This is a genomic window from Pseudoalteromonas sp. NBT06-2 (assembly GCF_002276045.1).
Lineage (GTDB): Bacteria > Pseudomonadota > Gammaproteobacteria > Enterobacterales > Alteromonadaceae > Pseudoalteromonas.
On record NZ_NQMR01000265.1, the window covers coordinates 1 to 3,327 of the forward strand.

General features: G+C 33.7%; 1 protein-coding gene. It reads right to left on the minus strand.

Going from position 1 to position 3,327, the window contains the following annotated elements:
* Positions 1–401 precede the first annotated feature (401 nt).
* On the minus strand, positions 402–3,327 hold a 2,926-nt coding region (locus CJF42_RS25130), incomplete at its 5' end, for a hypothetical protein (RefSeq protein WP_212668868.1).

Sequence of the window (3,327 nt, forward strand, 5' to 3'; positions counted from 1 at the left end):
ATTAATTCACCGAGAATTGCTGTATAAAATTGTCATATCTAGCAACATGTTATTATTTATGTTAAAACTGCCCCAATCAGATCAATGACCCAACTAACGGTAGAAAACGACCCAATGGGTTGATATTAAATTGTTAAAGGGCAAATCAAGCTTCTGTATTCGACAGTGAGCTCTCAAGGAAAGTTAATATGAGTTGTAATGAACTATTTTTTTCTAGTAACGATACAGATGAAACCCTTCACCAAATAAAATGATATTCAAGCTTAAAAATACAATCGATTTATACAAATTAAAATCGCGTAGCTAATTAAAGGACAATGTATTCATCATCCTTACAACTGAGATCATAGTTCTAATTCCTGTGTTACATTTACAGCTATATTAAAAACCTATAATCCAGCTTAGTTTTTAGGCGAACCAATTAAACTTAGTTTTTTAATTTTAATAACAAAATCTTTTACACTAAGAGGAGCTTCAATAAATAAATTAGGATCGCTAGGAAATCTAATAGTTTTTGCTGAATCTACAAAACATTCCCACTTTGTGATATGTTCTTTTGGTTCTTCATAAACGTGAATACCATTATTTCCGCTAGCACCTCTCCAACGATACTCTCCGTTTGGTAGTTTTTCAGCAACACCATTTTTATTCGCTCTACAGTCGTTAACCCCACTGATATCCCAATAAAAAGTATTTTTAGTACCTACATAGGACTTAATTGGGTGCCATGCAAATTTATTGATCTTAACAACATTAAATAAACGGCTTTCAATTTCACTATCGATAAAACTGTCTTTAGTAGATTTAGTGCATATTTTTGATGAACTCTGTAAGTTAAAAGGTCCTACATATTTTTGCCAATCATTTACAGTAGAGCACGATTCATTGATACTTAAAACTGCATAATTTAAAGAAATATCTTTAGATAAATGCTTTATAGTTATTTTCTCAGACTGCTCTATCACAAGTTTTGATGGGGATATTGTTGGTTTTGATAAATTTACAGTCCTTGTTGCTTTTAGAAACTCGGCTTCATTTTCAGGTATTCTATTTCCATATTTATCTTCACAATACCATTTAGTTGTATGAACTTTTACATCGTTATAAACAACATAATTATTCTGACCTTCATGCTCTCTTTCTAATGGTTGATTTGGACCATGGGTAGTTGCAAAGCATGTTTTTGCATTAGTAATATTCCAATAAAAAGCTGTTTTTTCACCTGACTTTATAACTGCAGGTAACCACTCAAATTGTTTAACCACCATTTTTGGCGCTTCTTTGATATTTAAAGTGGTTTCTAAAAACGTGTTGGTATCAACAGGTATTCGATTACCAAATTTATCATTACAAAACCATTTCGTAGTATGTAATTTAGGCTCATCATATCTATGATTACCGTTATTTCCGCTAGAAGCTCTTGTTTTATTATTACCGAAACAAGATTCTGCATTTTCTACATTCCAATGGAAAGATGCTGTTTCTCCGGCTGTAATTTCTTTTGGTAACCACTCAAACTGCTTTACCACCATTTTGGGTGCTGGTTTTATATTTAAAGTTGTTTCTAAAAATTTGTTTTCGTCAAAAGGAATACGATTTCCATATTTGTCATTACAAAACCATTTAGTAGTATGTAATTTAGGCTCATCATACCTATGATTACCGTTGTTTCCGTTTGCTGCTCTTGTTTTACCATTACCATAACAAGATTCTGCATTTTCTACATTCCAATGAAAAGATGCTGTTTCTCCGGCTGTAATTTCTTTTGGTAACCACTCAAACTGCTTTACCACCATTTTGGGTGCTGGTTTTATATTTAAAGTTGTTTCTAAAAATTTGTTTTCGTCAAAAGGAATACGATTTCCATATTTGTCATTACAAAACCATTTAGTAGTATGTAATTTAGGCTCATCATACCTATGATTACCGTTGTTTCCGTTTGCTGCTCTTGTTTTACCATTACCATAACAAGATTCTGCATTTTCTACATTCCAATGAAAAGATGCTGTTTCTCCGGCTGTAATTTGAGATGGGATCCATTGAAACTGATTAACTCGCATGGCTGGAGCAGTTATAGATAATGGCGCTTCTAAAAACTTGTTAGGATCAGCAGGTAAACGATTTCCATATTTGTCATTACAATACCATTTAGTAACATGATACTTTGGGTCGTTATATTGATGATTACCATTATTTCCGCTAGGCGTTCTGATTTTATTATTACCAAAACAAGATTCTGCATTTTCTATATTCCAATGGAAAGATGCAGTTTCTCCGGCTGTAATTTGAGATGGGATCCATTGAAATTGATTAACTCGCATAGCTGGAGCAGTTATAGATAATGACGCTTCTAAAAATTGGTTCGGATTGGCTGGTAAGCGATTACCAAACTTGTCATTACAGTACCATTTTGTAACATGATACTTCGGGTCGTTATATTGATGATTACCATTATTTCCGCTAGGCGTTCTTATTTTATTATTACCAAAACAAGATTCTGCATTTTCTATATTCCAATGGAAAGATGCAGTTTCTCCGGCTGTAATTTGAGATGGGATCCATTGAAATTGATTAACTCGCATAGCTGGAGCAGTTATAGATAATGACGCTTCTAAAAATTGGTTCGGATTGGCTGGTAAGCGATTACCAAACTTGTCATTACAGTACCATTTTGTAACATGATACTTCGGGTCGTTATATTGATGATTACCATTATTTCCGCTAGGCGTTCTTATTTTATTATTGCCAAAGCAAGACGCTGCATTTTCTATATTCCAATGGAAAGATGCAGTTTCTCCGGCTGTAATTTGAGATGGGAGCCATTGAAATTGTTTAACTTTCATAGCAGGAGCTTGAATAGTTAAAATCTGGGGTAAAGTTGTATAACCTGAGCATTGACTATAGTTATTACAAGCCCTCACTCTAAACTGGTAACTTCCAGGGTCTTGTATCATATCTATAGACGTTGAATAACTTGTGTTACTTCCTTGCCATGTACCACTATTTTTTCTAACTTGATATCGATAATAATCACTATCGGATACATGAGACCAAGAAAAGTTTAAATAATTCCCAGAAGCATTCCCGGCTAGATTTTGAGGCTGATAAGGTTCAGGCGCTTGAATATATAAATATGCAGATAAATTTATTTTATTCCCTTCTTTATCTTCACACACCCAACTTGTTCTTTTAGTTTGTGGAGTACCATAGCTATGTCGACCATTATTTCCACTTGGTGTACGTGGTTTATTATTTCCAAAACAGGATACTGCATTTTCTATATTCCAATGGAAAGTAGTATACTCTCCCACTTCAACAACCATTGGG